The organism is Maribacter litoralis (assembly GCF_902506355.1).
Taxonomy (GTDB): domain Bacteria; phylum Bacteroidota; class Bacteroidia; order Flavobacteriales; family Flavobacteriaceae; genus Maribacter; species Maribacter litoralis.
Map to the genome: position 1 here is coordinate 3,272,154 of NZ_LR733271.1, position 18,960 is coordinate 3,291,113.

The 18,960-nt window shown below is 36.1% G+C and carries 10 protein-coding genes; 1 reads left to right on the forward strand and 9 read right to left on the reverse strand.

What is annotated here, in order from left to right:
* Positions 1-81: 81 nt before the first annotated feature.
* The 8 genes from EXIGUO8A_RS13790 to EXIGUO8A_RS13825 form a co-directional block, all read right to left on the reverse strand.
* Positions 82-1,836, reverse strand: coding sequence for a RagB/SusD family nutrient uptake outer membrane protein (locus EXIGUO8A_RS13790; RefSeq protein ID WP_201304119.1), 1,755 nt, complete (start codon positions 1,834-1,836; stop codon positions 82-84).
* 55 nt (positions 1,837-1,891) lie between these two features.
* Positions 1,892-5,182, reverse strand: a complete 3,291-nt coding sequence (locus tag EXIGUO8A_RS13795) for a SusC/RagA family TonB-linked outer membrane protein (RefSeq protein WP_236564492.1) — start codon at positions 5,180-5,182, stop codon at positions 1,892-1,894.
* Positions 5,183-5,559: 377 nt separating this feature from the next.
* The gene (locus EXIGUO8A_RS13800) at positions 5,560-8,892 is read right to left on the reverse strand and encodes a VCBS repeat-containing protein (protein WP_159303582.1); all 3,333 of its coding nucleotides are present in this window, start codon (positions 8,890-8,892) and stop codon (positions 5,560-5,562) included.
* 310 nt (positions 8,893-9,202) lie between these two features.
* On the reverse strand, positions 9,203-10,897 hold the full coding sequence (locus EXIGUO8A_RS13805; RefSeq protein ID WP_159303583.1) for a RagB/SusD family nutrient uptake outer membrane protein: 1,695 nt from the start codon (positions 10,895-10,897) through the stop codon (positions 9,203-9,205).
* Positions 10,898-10,901: 4 nt separating this feature from the next.
* Positions 10,902-14,072, reverse strand: a complete 3,171-nt coding sequence (locus EXIGUO8A_RS13810) for a SusC/RagA family TonB-linked outer membrane protein (protein ID WP_236564493.1) — start codon at positions 14,070-14,072, stop codon at positions 10,902-10,904.
* 407 nt (positions 14,073-14,479) lie between these two features.
* A complete protein-coding gene (locus EXIGUO8A_RS13815) occupies positions 14,480-15,658 on the reverse strand; it encodes a class I SAM-dependent methyltransferase (protein WP_159303584.1) in 1,179 nt (392 codons plus the stop codon).
* A 6-nt stretch (positions 15,659-15,664) separates the two neighbouring features.
* Positions 15,665-16,762: an AI-2E family transporter gene (locus EXIGUO8A_RS13820; RefSeq protein ID WP_159303585.1), complete on the reverse strand. Its 1,098-nt coding sequence runs from the start codon at positions 16,760-16,762 to the stop codon at positions 15,665-15,667.
* 3 nt (positions 16,763-16,765) lie between these two features.
* A complete protein-coding gene (locus EXIGUO8A_RS13825; RefSeq protein ID WP_159303586.1) occupies positions 16,766-17,416 on the reverse strand; it encodes a DUF4159 domain-containing protein in 651 nt (216 codons plus the stop codon).
* A 34-nt stretch (positions 17,417-17,450) separates the two neighbouring features.
* Between EXIGUO8A_RS13825 and EXIGUO8A_RS13830 the strand changes: the two genes are divergently transcribed.
* Complete coding sequence (locus EXIGUO8A_RS13830) at positions 17,451-18,239, forward strand: DUF1223 domain-containing protein (RefSeq protein ID WP_159303587.1); 789 nt, start codon at positions 17,451-17,453, stop codon at positions 18,237-18,239.
* Between the two features lie 2 nt (positions 18,240-18,241).
* Here the strand turns inward: EXIGUO8A_RS13830 and EXIGUO8A_RS13835 are convergent, their stop codons facing one another.
* On the reverse strand, positions 18,242-18,949 hold the full coding sequence (locus EXIGUO8A_RS13835; RefSeq protein WP_159303588.1) for a 16S rRNA (uracil(1498)-N(3))-methyltransferase: 708 nt from the start codon (positions 18,947-18,949) through the stop codon (positions 18,242-18,244).
* Positions 18,950-18,960 lie beyond the last annotated feature (11 nt).

Genomic DNA, 18,960 nt, shown 5'->3' on the forward strand with positions numbered 1-18,960 from the left:
TTCTATTAGTGAAATAATAAAGAGTGGTCAAAAATCTATTTGACCACTCTTTACGCAACTAACAATTAACAATAATTTTAATTAATATGCTGGATCTTGAGTCAGTGTTGGTTGACCATCTACGGCTGATCTGTCAATAGCCTGACTTGGTATAGGGAAGTACTCATTTTTTCCTTCCGTAAAAGATTTTCCTACCAAGTATGTTCTATGTTGAGATTCGCTGGCTAAGTAGTTATTTAAAGTTTCGGCAGCAATACCCCAACGTACCAAATCCCAATATCGGTGACCTTCCATCGCAAATTCTAGTCTTGTTTCAAAGCGAACGGCATCTCTTGCGGCAGCCTTATCTGTCCAAGGTGTGTCATAAGTTGCAATATCGTAATTTGCTGCAGCTTCACCTTCAACAATGCTAAAGTCATTTCTGTCGGTTCCTTGGGTGGCAAGGGGTACGAACCCGTCTGGGTTAGCGGCTCTTGTTCTAATTTCATTTACGAGCTCTCGTGCTCTTTCTAAAGAACCAACTTCAACTTCCGCTTCTGCCAACCATAATAAGATCATGGCATAGCGCATATATCTGTAGTTGTTGGCAGATAGATTGCCCCAGCCGCCTACACCAAAACCTTCTGGCTCTGCTACATGTTTTTTAGAAAAGAAAGGACCGGCATATGATAGATCCCGTACAAAATCTGTTTGATATATTTTAAAACCTTTGTATAGTATACCTGGTCTGCCTAAAGTATGGTCTATTCTAGGGTCTAAAGTGGCCGTTTCTGCACTTGTACCATCATCATTGGTATCTATTGTGATATCTTCTGCATCGAAATTTTCAATTAATGGCAAACCATTTTCAGTTCTATACGCATTTACCAAGTTTTGAGATACCTGATAAAATCCGCAACAGCCCCATGGATCGGTGTATGGATGAGCAAGGCCCATTCCTCTACTGGAAGCTTGGTCTGCCGCACTGCTAACTGCATATTGAATTTCAAAGATTGACTCAGGATTATTTCTAGTGGCAACCAAAAAGTTATCTTCAAATTTAGTGGCTAGGCTAAAAACGCCTGAGTTCACTATTTCATCTAGCAATGTTTTGGCTTCACCAAGTTTTGCGGTATTTGCGGTTCCGTTTTCATCCCATCCTTGATACATTTTCGATTTTGCCAAGAAAGCTTTTGCAGCCCAACTAGTAGGTCTACCTACTTGAGATTGTGTGGTTGGTAAACTTGCAGCTGCAGCTTCAAAATCAGCTTCTATAAATGGCCAAATTTCACGATCGTTAGGCACTTTTGTACTTTCAACATCATCTAAAATGTAATCTTCTTCGCTAATGTAGGGAGGCATTCTCCACATTTTACGGGCTTCCATATGAAATATACCTCTTAAAAATCGAGCTTCGGCAATTACTTGTGTTCTCTTTTCATCAGATATATCTTCTAGGCTGTTGGCGGCATTAATTGCGTTGTTTGCTCTTGCAACCCCTTTAAACAATGATCGCCATCTGTTTGTGATATGACCATTAAAAGATTGAAAATCGTAGGCTTCAATAAATGATTGTTCAGGTTGATCACCCGCATCGGTACCTTTTAAGGCATCATCAGAGGCAATGTTGAACGCCCAGTTTTCTACAGTAACGTTCCAATCTGCAGTATCGTCTAACCCTGCACCGTCGATCATTGCATATGCTCCTAATAATATACCATCTAGACCATCTTCCGTTTCAAGACTGTTCGTCCCGAATTGACCCTCTGGAGTTCGTGTTAAAAATTCATCGCTACAACCAACGGTAAAGATGGCCATACAGATAAATGCTATTAATATTATGTTTTTTCTTTTCATCATTAAAATTTTAAATGTTTCATTAAATGATAGCTTGTATAAGCAACTCGATTTTTTAATTAAGCGTTAACCTTAGGCCCAAGGTATAGGTGCGAGAAACTGGCATATAACCACCATCAAAACCTAAAGTAGCATCATCTCTGTTACCCGCTTGAATCTCTGGATTTAGACCTGTATACTTTGTCCAAGTAGCCAAATTTTGGCCTTGTACATATATTTGCCCTCTTGATATTCCTATTTTTTCCATTAAATCAGAAGGAAATGAATAGGTCAACTGAACATTCTTAAGTCTAAAATAACTACCATCTTCAATGAAATAAGATGAAGGTCTACTACTGATTTGATCGTTTGCATCCATGATAGGAACTGTGGCATTGGGGTTTGCCGCTACCCACTCACTAACAGGTGCGGAAGGATTCGCAGGTTGCCAAGCATCATAAAGTGCTCTTTTTGATCTGTTGCCTTGAAAGGTGTTGAAATCTGCAAAATACCTTACGTAATTGTAAATGTCATTTCCTTCTGAGCCATTACCAAATATGTTCAAAGCTAGGTTTTTGTAACTAACATCTATATTTACTCCATACGTGAAATCTGGGTGTGGACTACCAATGATTGTTCTGTCATCATCATCAATTTGTCCGTCATTGTTTACATCGGTTACCTTTAATTTACCAGGTGCATTGTAGCTGCCATAGGTTGGCCATGCATCTGCCTCTGCTTGAGATTGAAATATTCCTTCGGTCTTAAAACCATAGAAAGAAGATATAGGTTCTCCTACTTGGGTTATGGTCAATGAAGGTACTCTAGAAGCATCTCCGAACAATACTGTTCCGTCATCGGTTTCACTTAACTTGTCAACTTCATTTTTGTAGGCAGATAAGTTAAAGCTTACACCATATCCCCAGTCACCTTTTTTATCATCCCAAGATATTTGAAGATCTACACCCTTGTTGGTCATTTCTCCAACGTTAAAGAAAGGTGCTTGTGCATCGCCTGCTGTATAGGTTATCTGTCTTCTGAACAGCATATCGGTCGTTATTCTGTCCCATAAGTCTAAACCTACATTGAATCTACGGTCAAACATTGATAAATCTATACCTATGTTGTTTGATGTAGTTGTTTCCCATTTAGCATCGGGGTTACCATAACTCTGAACGTCAAAACCAAGCGTGGGTGCACCGGTAGCCCCGTCAATTGGGTAACCTGCGTTAAAAATATTTGATCGGTATGTAGTATATGAGTTGTAATCACCAATTTCTTGGTTACCTGTTTTACCCCAACCATATCTAAGTTTTAATTCATCTACATTTTCGAGATTCTCCATAAACGCTTCGTCAGAAACCCTCCAACCTAAACTGAATGCTGGAAAAATAGCGCTTCTAGATGCGGATTGAAATCTTGATGAAGCATCGTTTCTTAGAATAAACTGTGCTAAATATTTACCGTCGTAGTTATAATTTAGTTTTCCAAATTCAGAGAATAAAGTGTAATCCCTAAATGCAAAGCCGTAATTGCTAGCGGTGGTTGCATCCCCTAAATCTAAATATCGCTGAATATCAAGTGTTTCAAAAGCATAACCGTTTCTACTGGCACCAAACTCTTCACCATAGGCCTCAATACCTTCAACCCCAATATATGCATCAAAATTGTGAACTTCGTTCCAAGTTTTGGCATAGGTCAATACCGTATTCCATTGCCATTGATATTCATAACTGTTAGTAGAGGTAGACCCACTTATAAAGTTTCCTTCAACGTACTCTGGGTTTTGTCTTCTTAAATATCTACCTCTTTCACTCGTAGCATCAACACCAAAACTTGTTTTTACTTGTAGGTCATCTGTGATGTCATACGAAGCAAATACATTACCGAATACACGTAAACGATATGTTCTGTTATCTTGTTCTCTATATAAAGTTGCATACGGATTAAAGTTGTTACCTAAATTAGCACCTCTACTACCGGCAAAATTTCCGGCGATATCATATATAGGTAATAAAGGGTGATGCTTGTATGAACCCGATACGGCGTTTTGTTCTTCATCGTTTCCAAAACCACCTTTTCTGTTATCAAAGTTTACCGAAAGATTTTCTCCAATGGTCAATTTTTTATTGAGTGCTTTAAACTCGGTATTTGCACGGATAGATGTTCTGTTATAACCCACAAACTTTGTGATGGCATCTTGAGCAAAGTACCCTAGTGTAAAGGCATATCTTGCATTCTCAGTTGCCCCTGATGCTGAAATTTGATGATTTAAAATTGGAGCGGTTCTCGTAACTTCTTTCCACCAGTTTGTATCTGCAGAACGAACAATGGCATAAATGTTACCTTCTTCTAGTGCATACAAATCTGGATCGGTTTCTGGGTCACCTTCCATGGCGCCACTTGGAAATACATAGTCAGGTATTCCTATTTCTCCATTTGGACCAAAAGAATATTGACCGTGACTTGGATCTTTTCCTGCATATAGGTCGGCTAAATAAAGGTATTCACCTAATTCCGCCGCATTTAAAGCTTCTACTTCTCCTAGACCGGATTGTAGACCATAATAGGTGTCATAGGTAATTACCGGTTTGCCCATTTTACCTTTTTTGGTGGTGATAATAATAACCCCATTTGCAGCTCTTGAACCGTAAATTGAAGCAGCAGATGCATCTTTAAGAACCTGTAGGGATTCAATGTCGTTCGGGTTAAGATTTGCCTGTGATCGAGATGGTACCCCATCAATAACGTATAAAGGGTCATTGTTACCAATGGTACCAAACCCTCTAATTCTTACGGTAGCCTCACCACCTGGCGTAGCATCGTTCACAATACCTATACCAGCAGCTCTACCTTGAAGTTGTTGGGCAAAAGTTGTTGCAGGAACGGCATTTAGTTCTTCAACATCTACTGTCGATACTGAGCCTGTAACATCTCGTTTAGATTGTGAGCCATAACCTGTTACTACAACCTCATCTAAGGCAGCTGCATCTTCAGTTAAAGTTACAGAAATAGGTGAGGAGCTCGCTGTCTTTTCTACGGTTTTAAAACCTACATAACTAATGACTAAGGTTGCTGATGAAGCTACATTAATTGTGAAATTACCATCGAAATCGGTTTGGGTTCCATTTGTAGTGCCCTTTTCAATAATACTGGCACCTGGTAACGGGGTGCCGAGATCATCTAATACTGTTCCGGTAACAGTAGTTTGAACCAATGTTGGTTCATTGCTCATTGATTCAATTGGTTTTTCATTAGCTCTTATACCATTAAAGCATAAAGAGACTAAGACCAATAAGAATCCGGTTCTTAAGACTGCGTGTCTTTTTTTGGATTTTACTGATTTAAAATCTAGTTTTTGATTCATAATTAGTTGTTGTTTGATTAATTGTTGATTTATTATCTAATCTTAATTTGAGTTAAGATATTTATAATATTATCATAATATTAGTTAATATTTTATCAAATAACCAATATAAATACTTAAAATTTATTAAAAATGTATTTGTAGGTTAATAGGTGTCGTTGGTCGATTGTAGATCGTTATTCGTCTTCGATTTTTGTAGGATATTTAATGCGAATTGTTATAAATCGGAATAAAAAGAGGGGTTGATCAGTCCATTAATATTACGTACTGATCAACCCCATTGAAATTAAATGTTTTAACTTAATTATTGGTAATTGTAAACTCTTGAAAAAAATTAATTTTCAGGTTTATCTTAAGGTGTAACTAAATAAATATTCTCATTTTTTCTGAAAAACTCTGATTGAGTCCCTATTTTGAGTAACTACATAATACGGTTGTCCGCCTTTACTATTCTTAATAGCGGTAATACATTTCGCATCGCCTGGAATAAAAAAGTCACTTTCTGTAGTCGGGATGGTTTTAAAATTGCCTTTTCCGTCATTTTTAAGAAGAAGACCATTAAAGGCATCATATCTACCTACAAAAACTTCATTTCCGTAATTGTTTCCAATTAATAGAAAATCAAGGTAACCATCATTGTTATAATCCAATGGAATTGTACCATTTACGGGTGCTACTTGAGCATCAATTGGTAGTGGTTCAAATGTAAAAGAACCATCGCCTTTATTAATTAGTACAATACTTTTATCATAATTGGCAGCTAACTTGGTTGAACCTTGTAGTTCTTCATCAGTAAATAAACTTGAGATTGTTGCTCTGGAGTATGATTTGAAAGTGTTGTATTTAGCTCTAAATATTGGGCTTTGTCCATTTAAATCTCCCCAGAAATTTACGGGAAATGATTTGTAGGTAGGATTTTCAAAACTTTCTTTAAAATAAGCAAACATTACCGGGTCTAGAGTACCGTTGTTGTCAAAATCTTTGGCGATAATATTAACAGGTTTTTCTAGCGTGGGCTTATAAAAATTATTCATACCTAAATTGCCTATGATGAAGTCTAAATCACCATCGTTGTCAACATCAGCTTTAGTAATACTCTCCCACCAACCTGATAGGCTATCTAAACCGGTATTGTCCATTTTTGAAAAATTATCAATGTTATTTTTGAATATGGTAATAGGCATAAATTCACCGACAATAATCAAATCTTCATTTCCGTCTAAATCTACATCTGCCCAAGTGGCATCTGTGACCATACCCGTTGTACGTAAATTGGGTGCCATTTCATCTGTAACATCCTTTAAAATTCCTTTTTCATTTTTTAGTAAGTAACTTTTCTCAGGATTTGGATATTTGGAAAATGGTGTTTTACCGCCAACAAAAAGATCCATGTATCCGTCTTTATCGAAATCAGAAGTAACTACAGTGGATCCACTTGCTTTAATAAGTGGCATTTTGTCTGTAGAAATGGTAAAGTTTCCTTTACCGTCGTTTATTAATAATCGATCATTATAAAAGTTGCTCTCCAGCTCAAATTCATTACTTCCTGAAACAAGATAGATATCTAGGTCACCATCATTTTCTAAATCGAACAGGGCAATACTTTCTTCTTCAAACATTTTATTTTCCTCATCGGTGAACAAATATTTTTTGGTAAAATTACCGCTCTTATCTTGAAAGAATATTTGAGGTGACATGCCCGATGAACTTGCTATTATAAAATCTTCAAAACCATCTCCGTTTAAATCCCCACCAGTAACAAACGGACCGTTTTGAGTTAGTTTATGCGGCAACGTACGTTGCAGATTATAGTCGATAATGTCTTTTTCTTCATGTAAATAGGTAGCTCCTATTTCTTTTGAAACCTCCTTGAAAATCTTTTTTTCTTGTTTAGGGACCAATGGAAACTTTAAACTATTTTTGGTTACAGTAGTTGCATTTGTATCAACTAAAATTATACGTTGGTTACTTTCGATATCAGTCAATTTTTGGTATTTATTATCTGGCCATAAAATCTCGACCGATTCAACTTTTTTAGCTGAACCAAGACCAAAATGAAATATGTCTTCAACTGTAGACATGTAACCTCTATACGTATGATATTCCTTGTACTGAAAAGTGCCATCATTTAATCTTACAACAATTTTGGTACCATCTTTTAAAACATTCGGTGAAGTATTGTTTAATGCTACACTCAAATAGTTATGTTTTTCATCGGTTAAATCTGTATTATTTTTAAATATTGAAGCGTCGTCATTTATGTTGTTTACTATATAGTCTAAATCACCATCATTGTCCAAATCTGCGAATGCGGCTCCATTTGAGAAAGATGGAATGCCAATTCCCCATTTTTCACTTACATCCGTAAAACCATTGTTGTGGTCATTCTTGTAGGCGTAGTTTGGAATTTTAATCTTTGGAATGGAATCTAAAATTTGTGCAGGACTAAGATATCTACTAACATTAAATTTAAAATCGCCAAAATCCAAATCGGTAATATCTCTAGGAAAACCATTTGTAATTAGTAAATCTTGGTATCCATCATTGTCCATATCAGCAAAAAGTGGTGACCAGCTCCAATCTGTTTTTGAAACCCCTGCCATTAAACCTATTTCACTGTATGGGATGTCATTGCCATTACCTTTTTGCAACATGTTTCTGGTATGTTGGTATTCATATCCAAAACGTTCGTTTAAGATATACTCTGTATACTTATGCCCAGATAGGGTTGTTTTTAATCTTCTGTTGGTTTCCCCTAGCATGTCCAAGGTGATAATATCTAAATAACCATCATTATTAAAGTCGGAGATATCATTACCCATTGAAAATTTACTTTGGTGTTTAATTCTTGATTTAATTTGATTTGTAAATGTTCCGTCCTGGTTATTGATATAGAGCAGGTCATTGGTTAAGTAATCATTACTTACGTAAATATCAGGCCAGCCATCATAGTTTAAATCTGAAATAGAAAGGCCTAGTCCAAAACCTTCTATGGTAATTCCAGCGGCTTCGGTAACATTGGTAAATGTGCCATCGCCATTGTTCTTGTACAATTTATCATTGCTTAATGCAGTACCATCTGTAATTTTTTTTCTGTAATTGGTAGGTAAAATATGAATATCCACATTGTTAAGTACATACAGGTCTAATAAGCCATCTTTATTGTAGTCAAAAAAGGTAGCGCCCATACTGTTGCCTGATTCTTCTATACCATATTCTTTTGCTAAATTTTTAAAAATAGGAACGCCATTTTCATTTAGACCTTGATGAACAAATAGTATGTTTTTTTTGGCTTCTTCGCTATTTAACATTGCAGAACATACGTACATGTCTAAAAAACCGTCGTTATTAACGTCGGCAAGTGCTACACCTGTATTCCATTGATTTGTAGCTTCTATGCCGGCCTCTTTAGAAACGTCTTTAAATTTAAAATTACCTTGATTTAAATATAATTTATTGTTTACCTGGTTGCCACTAAAAAACACATCGGGCAAGTTGTCGTTGTTAAAATCACCAACGGCAACACCGCCACCATTAAAAATGTATTCGCTAGTTAAAATATTGAAGCTGTCCGTTTCAACAATTTTATTATTGAACGTAATTCCAGATTCATTACTCGGAACAATTTGAAATAAAGTTGGTTTTTGTTCATTACAAGATAGGATACATATGGCAGCCAGTATTATTGAGGAGTATGAAATAATACGCATATCGTTAATTTAAGTTTTGTTGTTTGTTGTAGTTTAGTTTAAAGGCGATTTTATAAAATTTTGTTGATTTTATTAATAATGAATGGTATTAATTTTTTAAAGTTTTATCATAGCAAAATAGTGTTTTACTACGAAATTTAGAGGTCTATTTACATTACATTTTAAGGTTTAACTATTTAAATATTCAAACCTTATTTCTTTATTACTGTTGTGTAGTTATTTTAACTAGACCGATAGCAAGGCAAGACTCTGATATAAAAAAAGCAGGACATCCAATAGATGTCCTGCTAATTAAAAATTAAGTTTAATCTTAATAACCAGGATTTTGTTCTAAAATGCCACCACTTAAGTCAATTGCACTTAATGGTATTGGTAGTAAATCATGTTTAGCTTCATATGCGTTAGCTTTTGTACCGAAGTTTTCAATGGTACGACTTTCGTTTGCAATATATTCGTTGATGATTTCAACACCGTTGCCCCATCTTCTTATATCAAAAAGTCTATGACCTTCCATACCAAGTTCTAAACGGCGCTCATGACGAACAGCCTTTCTAGCAAAATCTTGATCTGCAAAATTAGCGTAAGGCTCAATAACATAATTGGCAGCATCTGCATCACCTGCCTCATTTTGTACATAAGACATATTTTTAGCTCTGTTTCTTACCATGTTTACCCAAGTTAACGCTGATGCTAAATCATTGGTTTCAACCGCAGCTTCGGCACCCATTAAAAGAACATCTGCAAAACGAATAATGTTATAGTTAATGCCAGAATGCTGCTGTCCCCAAGAACCTGTACCTTGATTGTCAGCATCTCCGTTTTGGTAAACGTTTTTTGCAGGTAAATATGGTCCGGATATATCTGCAAATGTTGCACGTATCCATGAATGACCAGGGAAGGTACCGTAACCATTGTAGTCAATTCCTCTTCTGCCAACTGTATAATCCAACCTTGGGTCTAACGGACCTGTGTGAGGCGTAAAGGCTTCCTCGTCTTCAATACCGTAATCATTGGTAACGTCATTACCCGCTTCATTAAAGGTGTCTAACAATGGAAGTCCGTCTGCATCTGTTTGAAAAGCGTTTACCAAATCTTGAGAAGGTTGGTAAAAGCCACAACATGAACCAAATGGACCTGGATTAGGGAAATTTAATACTCCACCAATATTACCATTTAAAGATTGACCTGTATCTGCTGTAAATTGAATGGAAAATACAGACTCCGAACTGTTTTCGCCAGAGCTGATAAAGTTGTCCAAAAACTCAGTATTTAAACTGTAAGGACCATTGTTTATTACATCTTCCAATAGGTCAAAAGCGGCTGACCAATCTGATTGTTGCAAATGAACTTTTCCTAAATAGGTTTGTGCAGCCCAAGATGTTGGTCTACCTGACTGCTCTTGTGTAGCAGGTAAATTATCCATTGCAAATTGGAAATCGGCTTCAATCTCATCCCAAATTGGACCTGGGTTTGGTTGATTGAATTCTGTGTTTGCATAATTTTCTTCAGAAATGTAAGGTACATTTCCATAGATTCTTTGCAACTCAAAATTAAAATGGCCTCTTAAAAAACGGGCCTCGGCAAGTTTACCTGTTAAATCGGCATCTTCAATTGTTGAAATAAGCGAAATAACGGCATTTGCTCTGTTAACACCTGCAAAAATTGACGACCATTTACCTAAAACGTAAGGGTTACCTGTGGTCCAGTTATAAACTTCCATTTCAAAAAGATCTGCTTGGTCACCATCTGTACTTCCTTTGTGGGCGTCATCTGCGATAACATCGAACCACCAGTTGTCTCCACTAGCAGCAAATCCGTTACCAGATAGGTTATTTCTAATACCGTCTAAGGTAGAGTAAGCTCCGATTAAAAGTAATTCAACTCCATCTTCGTTTTGCACAGCGGCATCACTAAGTGCGCCTATTGCGGGTTGTTCTGTAAATTCATCACTACAAGCACTTATAGCGGCGAATAAAGTGAATAAATAAATTAATTTCTTTTTCATTTTTTTACAATTTTAAATTAAATCCAAGTGTTAGAATTCTAGATTGAGGAACAACCTGATTATCTACACCTAATGTTAAGTTATTGCCTGTAACAGATGATATAATTTCTGGGTCAAAACCATCATATCCTGTCACCGTAAACAAGTTTGTTCCTTGTATGTAAACTCTTAACATATCAAGACCAATTTTACTTGTTACTTTTTCAGGAAAAGCATACCCTAATTGTATATTCTTTAAACGCAAGTAAGATCCGTCTTCTACAAAATAAGAATTTGGTTGCGTTTCGCTGTTTTGAATTGAATTGCTTAATGCTGGCAATGTAGCATCTGTATTCGTTGGTGTCCAAGAGTCTAATACTCTTACACTTCTGTTTCCATCTACAAATGTTGGGAAATCGGTAAATATTTTAACGTAGTTGTAAACATCGTTACCTTGAGACCCTTGTAAGAACAATGATAGGTCAAAAGCTTTATAGCCCAAGTTAAAGTTGAAACCATATGTAAAGTCTGGGTGTGGAGACCCAATAAATGTTCTGTCACTATCATCTATAGTGCCATTACCATCTATATCTCGATACTCGAATCTTCCTTCATCTGTGAAACCGATTACCTCTCTACCGTAGAAAGAAGAAATTGCTTCACCTACTTGTGTTCTTGAAACTGCACCACCACGGAAACTATCGTCACCTGTTTGGAACTCACTGATCCAATCTGTTACTTCATTCTTGTAGTGTGAGAAATTTACATCAAACCCATATTTCCATCCAGATTCAGTTTCGTCTTTATATCTAAGGTTAATGTCAAAACCTGTGTTTTCAACATTACCTGCGTTTACATAAGGTGCTGCAGCATCAATTGCCGTGGTACTGATCAAGCTGTTATCTTGTGTAATCAAATCTTTAGTAGTAATCTTAAACCATTCAAAATCTACATTGAACTTGTCATTGAAAAAGCCTAGTTCCACACCGGCGTTAATAGCTTCACTAGTTTCCCATCTCAAATTAGGATTACCAACAGAAGAAAGTATTGCACCAGTAGCAATAGCGCTACCATCAATAGCGTAGTTACCTAAACTTTCGCTAAGGGTAGAAATATTGATCGTTGGGTTGCTCGCTGGTAATGATTGATTACCTAATTGACCCCAAGAACCTTTTAATTTGAACCAGCTCAGAGCAGAATCGGAAGAAATAAAATCTTCTTTACTTACTACCCAACCTGCACTAATAGATGGGAAAGTGTCACTCTTGTTATCGCCCGAAAAACGCGAAGAGGTATCATTACGTAATGTACCGGTTACAAAATACTTGTCAGCATAAGAATATGTTGCTGATCCAAATAGAGAATAAAGAGATGTCGCTGAATCATAAGCACTGTCAATATTTGGTGTTCCGCTACCATTATTCAATAAATAGAAATCTGGCGTTTCAAATAAGAAACCTGTACGGCTTACCTGTTTTCCTTTAATACCGTCTTTTACAGATTCTATACCAACTAAGGCATCTATTTTGCTATTTTCAAAGGTTTTCTTATAGTTCAGAGTGTTTGTAAAGGTCCAAGAATAACCATCTTGATTAAGCTCTGTTAGGGTGTTGGTACCTAAAGGCTCACTGTGTTCTGGATCCAAAGCTTGGAAACTACGAGTATTATAAGAATTTATTGTTCCACCTAGTGTAGTTTTAAAAGTAAGACCATCCATTAACTCTGCTGATAAATAGATGTCTCCTAATAGTCTTATTGTTTTTCCAAAATTGTCACTTTGTCTATATAATTGTGCTAACGGGCTTCTAGAGTTACCTGTTCCTTGAGCGCCTGTACCTGCAAAGTTGCCATCATCATCATATAGAGGAATCAAAGGGCTACTTCTTACAGCCTCTTCATATCTTGCTCCAGCACCACCTTGGTTACCATTAGAGTATGCAGCACTAAAGTGCTCGCCAACTCTAACTTTATCACCAAGCTTAAATTCGGAGTTTAAACGTACTTGTCCAATTTTATAAAAGGTTTCGATCAAGTTACTAGGGTTGTTTAAATAGTTTGCTGAAAGAGAGTATTTACTATTTTCCTCACCATTTGCAACAGAAAAGGCAACACTTTGTATTACTGAAGTTCTTGTTATGGCATCTAACCAATCTGTACCGTTAGGGTTAACTGTAGCAGACGCATCACCTCTAACAATAGGGTCGTAAGATACTACTCTAGTATATCCGTTTAATGAAGAGGGAACTACAGCAGAAGATCCACTTCCATACTGTGGGTGGTCAAATGCGGTACCATCGTTAGCAGCGCTTTGAAACAGAACATCTCCTAATTGTTGTGCATTCAAAAAGTCGGGTGTGTTAGCTATAGATGAAAAACCTGTGTACGTATCAATGGATACCACTGGCTTTTCCATATTATAACCACCGCCTTTTGTAGTAATAATTACCACCCCGTTAGATGCTCTTGCACCATAAATTGCCGCTGCACCATCTTTTAATACGTTCATTTGGGCAATGTCATTCGGGTTGATACTATTTAAAACGAACGGATCATCGGTTTGCAAACCGTCAATAATAAATAATGGGTTAGTGTTGTTACTGGTACCAAATCCACGAATGTTAATTTTTGGCGGACTACCCGGTGTAGCATTCTGTACAACCGTTACACCACTAACACGACCTTGTAATGCCGATGCAGCATTTACAACTGGTGCCTTCGTTGCTTCAGATACGTCTACCGAAGCTACAGACCCGGTAAGATCACCTCTTGTTTGTTGAGAGTATCCAAGTACAATAACTTCATCAAGTGCAGCTGCATCCTCGGCAAGGGTAGCATTTACATTTGACTGGCCGTTAACGGCAATTTCGGTGCTTTTAAATCCTATATAGCTAAATACCAAAGTAGCACCGGCAGATACATTTAAGCTATAATTACCATCAAAATCTGTTTGCGTACCGTTAGTGGTACCTTTCTCGACGACATTGGCACCTGGTAAGGGTTGGCCGGTATCATCTAGAACGGTTCCGGTAACAGTAGTTTGAAGTGTTTCTACTTCAACGTTGTTTGAAGTACTTGTGTTTTCATTTGCCTGCGCAAATTGGGCGCCTAGGCAAACAAGCATTGATAATACCCCAGATTTAATAAAGGAAGACCTTTTACTGGAGCTCATCAACGTGTAATCACGTTTTTGACTCATAATTGTTGTTTGTTAGTTTAAATTAATTGTGCGGAATTTGACTTTCTAAAATTTAATAGTTGCAGAATTAAATGTTAAAAAAATCAAAATCCGGTATAATAATAGCACTTTTCCTTTAATTATGCTTAATTCATCAATGTTAAATTATGATAGACATAAAAGCATAATTACATATTGTTATTGTAATAATCTGTATTAATAGCCGTAAATATTGGGATATCAATAATTTAGGGTCCTATTAATCTTTAAAATGTTAAGTTAAATTTTTAACAATTTAATTGCATTATGTAAGTAAAAAATTACGTTTTCTGGTAATATACAACGTTGTAGTTTGGAGATTTTGTTGATCAGCAAATGGAGATAAAAAGAGAATGATGATTTAAGAGTCTACTCTTTAAATATAGTTTTTAGTGTTTGACACAAGATATTAATATCAAATTTCCATCTAGATTCTTGGTGCAAAACAGGTAATTTTTTCCACCCTCTTTTAGCCCTAGTTTTTTTCTGATTTCTGCCACTGAATCTGGAAAATTTCTAGTGGTGATATTGGCTTTTTCGATACCGGATTTTTTAAAGGATTTTTTAGAGTATTCATATATGTTTTCAATCTTGAATACTCTACCTGGAAACGTAATTAATTCTTTAGAGGTATAGAGATGAGAGTTTGCATGTAATTTTTTTAGTTTGAAGTATTCTCCAACAAATTGAAAAGAGCCCGATTTTAAGATAGCTGCATTTGGTTCATATAAATATGTTTGCGGTATGGAGAAGGTGGGCATTGCATTTACTTCGTCACTTGGTTTAAAATTGAATTCTTGTTTTAGGCTATTTTTAAAATTGATCGTTTTTATACTTGGTTCTTGTTCGAAATTTTTTGTCATCAACCATAGAATTTCTTTTACATCATTGTTTACAGCTACAATATGTATTTCTTTTACATTGCTCAATTCTGTTAATCCAATTTTTAAATCTAGAAGCGGACCGGTTTTAATCAGTAGGTTGTTGGCTTTAGTGAATAGAAAAGATGTTTCGGTAGCTATGTTTGGTTCACAATCAGATAAGTAATATACCTTTTTATTGTTTTTATCCCGTCTAGATGGGTCTATATACAACCAATCAAAACTATTAGGAGTGTTTCTTAAAAATTCTAGTCCGTCATCAGCGATACAGCTTATGTTGTCTGCTTCCAATTGTTCAAAATTATGTTGGGCTATTAAAGAAAGGTCGTTATTCCTTTCTATATGGGTAACGTGTTCAAACTTTTGGGCAAAAGCGAATGAATCTACTCCAAAACCTCCTGTTACATCAACTATCGCTTTACCACTCATTAAAGATGCTTTATAGTTGGCGGTTATTTCTGATGATGTTTGAGATAGGTTGAGTTTATTTGGGTAATATATAGTTGTAGCCTCAAACCAAGTGGGTAGTTTTGTTTTCGCCTTTAATTTCGATTCTATTTGTTCTACCAGTTCTTTTTGAGAAACATTATTGAATTTAGGTTTCGATAAAAGTATGCGGTGGACATCGGTTTTAAGGTTGTCGTCAATGAATTTTTGAACTTCAGGTTGTAGTATTTCTTTGTTCACGTATGCCTATAGGTTATGGGTAAGTGATTTTACTATGGGGTTGTCGGACAAAAATTCCTTTAAAATAACTTTGATGGCTGTATAACCCGGTACTGCAACTATCATACCTACTACTCCAAACAACAGGCCCGCAATGATGATTACCAAGAAAATTTCTAACGGATGAGATTTTACGCTGTTGGAAAATATAAAGGGTTGCGAGAAAAAATTATCAACTAGCTGCCCAAAGAGCAGTCCTAAAAATACATACCCCGTTTTTGGTAATATAACTTCACTAAAATTTGACCCTAAATTACTGGTCATTGTTAAGGTTAGCATAATTACACCGCCAATAATAGGACCTATGTAAGGTATAATGTTGAATAATGCGCATAAGAATGCGATAACCACCGCATTTTCTATACCTACTATTAGCAAAACAATGGTGTAGATGACAAAGAGAATGAAAATTTGAAGTAATAGACCAACGAAATATCTAGAAAGCAAGCCATTTATTTTTCCAATGGAATTTGTTGTGCCTTTCTTTTTATCTACTGGAACGAATATTAATAATCCGTGCTCAAATAGTTTGCTGTCCTTTAAAAAGAAAAAAGAAATAAACAGCACTGAAAATAAGCCGATACTCGCTGAGCTCAGTACATTTAAAAATGAATTTAAAAAGTTGGGTATAAACCCTATATCCAATCCTTGTAAAATGTTTCTTTCAAAACCGGGGTCTTCAAAAACGTCTTCAACTATATGGGAAGAGAGACCTAAGTGGTTGGTTATTTGATGGTACAACGTGTTTAAACTAACTTGAAGTTCATCAATATCTAATAAAGATAAATTTTTACCTTGCTCGGATAATAACGGAATGAACAGGGCTATTATGCCAGCTAAAATCCCTACCATTAACAGCATTGTTATAATTACCGCTAATATGTTCGGTAGTTTTAATCTTCTAAAAAAACGAACTAGTGGACTGCCAATAAGTGCAACCACTGCAGCAATAGCCAAATATGCCAGAACCGATTGAATGGTGTACAAAAAGTAGAGTAGTAGTACAATACCTACCAAAACGCCTACAGCCCTTAAAATGCCCTGTGAAATTGTTTTTGATGTCATATTTTAATTTTTAAAGGCGTAAGTAATAATATTGGCACCCATTTCAAGCGCTTTTTTTCTAACCTCTGCAGGGTCATTATGTACAGTTGGGTCTTCCCAGCCGTCACCTAAATCAGATTCTGATGTAAACAGCAGTACTATTCGGTTATTTTCTGAAATAGCAAAAGCTTGTGGTCGTTGTCCGTCGTGCTCATGTATTTTGGGTAATCCTTTTGGAAAAGAGTATGTGTTGCTAAAAATTGGGTGGTCGGCTCCTAATTCCTCTAGTTCTTTGTTTGGGAAGAGTTTTTTTATTTCTCTGGTAATGTAAGGCTTCATGCCATAGTTGTCATCAATATGTAAAAACCCGCCAGAGAGAAGGTAGTTACGCAAATTTTCTATCTCCTCATTTGAAAATACAACATTACCATGTCCTGTCATATGTAAATATGGATATTGAAAAATAGAGCTGCTACCAACCTCTACCGTTTCAGGTTTGTTTTTTAACGTGGTACCTATATTGTTGTTGCAAAATTTTATAAGGTTGGGTAAAGCGGTGGGGTTGGCATACCAATCGCCACCACCTTGATATTTTAATATGGCTATTTCTTGAGCGGATAAGGTGTAACATGTGAAAGACATGATAAGAGCAAGGTAGATAGTAAGTTTCTTCATTTTATTTCGAATAATAGAATATTATAATGCTATTATGTTTGATAAAAAATTTTATGTTTCCGTATTTTCTGTAGTCGGTCTATTGCTAACAACTATTTGGTCTCAATCGAGTAAAGATAATAAAGTTGATGCTGCTTTGTTTTCTGATCAATCAGAAAAATTATCGAACGGTATGGTAGTGCTTGAATTGTTTACCTCGCAAGGATGTTCTAGTTGTCCGCCGGCCGATGCATTATTGGAGACAATAAAAAATACCTACCCTGATAATGTTTTTGTTCTGAGCTATCATGTAGATTATTGGAATTATATAGGTTGGGAAGACCCTTTTAGCGATAAGAATTATACCGTAAAACAGAGTAGGTATAATACCAAGTTTAAATACAGAGGAAATTATACACCAGAATTAATTGTAAATGGAACAGAGCATATGGTGGGTTCTAATAAAACTAATGTAATTGAGGCCATTGATAAATATAGTACTATAGAATTTCAGAATATTCTAAGTATTTCTGGTGTACGTAGAAGTAAAGAAAAGGTGTCTTTTGAATATAAGGTAGATGGCGATGTTTTAAATAAGGAGATCAGGGCTGTTCTGTTACTTAACGAGCGAACTACAAAAGTCAAAAATGGCGAAAATCGTCATAGAACCTTAAAAAACAGCAATATTGTTGTTGCCGAAGAATATATGGACCTTAAAAAAACAAGTGGTGTAGGTGTTATAGAGATACCAAGTATCGTTAAAGAAGGTGAAAATATAACACTTATGTTGTTCATAGAAAACCAAGAGGCAGATATTACAGGTGCTGCGAAAGCGCACTTGTAATACTATCCATTATTAATAGAGGCGACTATAGTGCAGGCTACTATTGCCGCGGTCTCGGTTCTTAATCTGGTTTTACCCATAGCTACCGGTGCGTAACCTTTTTGTAATGCACGTGCAATTTCTTGAAGTGAAAAATCACCTTCCGGACCAATTAGAATTGTGATATCCTTATCGGCGGCGACCCTTCTTTTAAGTTCGTGTCTTTCCGTTTCTTCACAGTGTGCTATAAACTGTAAGCCTGTTACAGGCTTATCTAAAAACTCGCTTAATGGTATGGGGTCGTTAAGTACGGGCAAATAAGTTTGTAAAGATTGTTTCATTGCTGATTCTAACACTCTATTCATACGCTCCAATTTTAAAACTTTACGTTCAGAACGGTCGCAAATAATTGGGGTTATTTCATCGACACCAATTTCGGTAGCTTTTTCTAAAAACCACTCATACCGGTCATTCATTTTTGTAGGGGCTACGACCATATGCAGTTTGTGGGATTTTGCATGTGTTTTTTTAGATGAAATGATTTCTACCTCGCATTTTTTAATAGTATCGCCAATAATGTTCGCTTCAAATAAATATCCGCTACCATTGGTGATCCATAATTGGTCACCAATTCTTTTTCTGAGCACCTTAATAATATGCTTACTTTCATTACTGTCAAAAGTGAAAAAATTAGCGGTAGGTTCTAGGTCGGGTGTGTAGAAAAGTTGCATTTGGTTTATGT

Bases quoted from the DNA above. Each gene is read 5' to 3' on its own strand.
- EXIGUO8A_RS13790 (WP_201304119.1), bottom strand. From the start codon at position 1,836: ATGAAAAGAAAAAACATAATATTAATAGCATTTATCTGTATGGCCATC.
- EXIGUO8A_RS13795 (WP_236564492.1), bottom strand. From the start codon at position 5,182: ATGAATCAAAAACTAGATTTTAAATCAGTAAAATCCAAAAAAAGACAC.
- EXIGUO8A_RS13800 (WP_159303582.1), bottom strand. From the start codon at position 8,892: ATGCGTATTATTTCATACTCCTCAATAATACTGGCTGCCATATGTATC.
- EXIGUO8A_RS13805 (WP_159303583.1), bottom strand. From the start codon at position 10,897: ATGAAAAAGAAATTAATTTATTTATTCACTTTATTCGCCGCTATAAGT.
- EXIGUO8A_RS13810 (WP_236564493.1), bottom strand. From the start codon at position 14,072: ATGAGTCAAAAACGTGATTACACGTTGATGAGCTCCAGTAAAAGGTCT.
- EXIGUO8A_RS13820 (WP_159303585.1), bottom strand. From the start codon at position 16,762: ATGACATCAAAAACAATTTCACAGGGCATTTTAAGGGCTGTAGGCGTT.
- EXIGUO8A_RS13825 (WP_159303586.1), bottom strand. From the start codon at position 17,416: ATGAAGAAACTTACTATCTACCTTGCTCTTATCATGTCTTTCACATGT.
- EXIGUO8A_RS13830 (WP_159303587.1), top strand. From the start codon at position 17,451: ATGTTTGATAAAAAATTTTATGTTTCCGTATTTTCTGTAGTCGGTCTA.
- EXIGUO8A_RS13835 (WP_159303588.1), bottom strand. From the start codon at position 18,949: ATGCAACTTTTCTACACACCCGACCTAGAACCTACCGCTAATTTTTTC.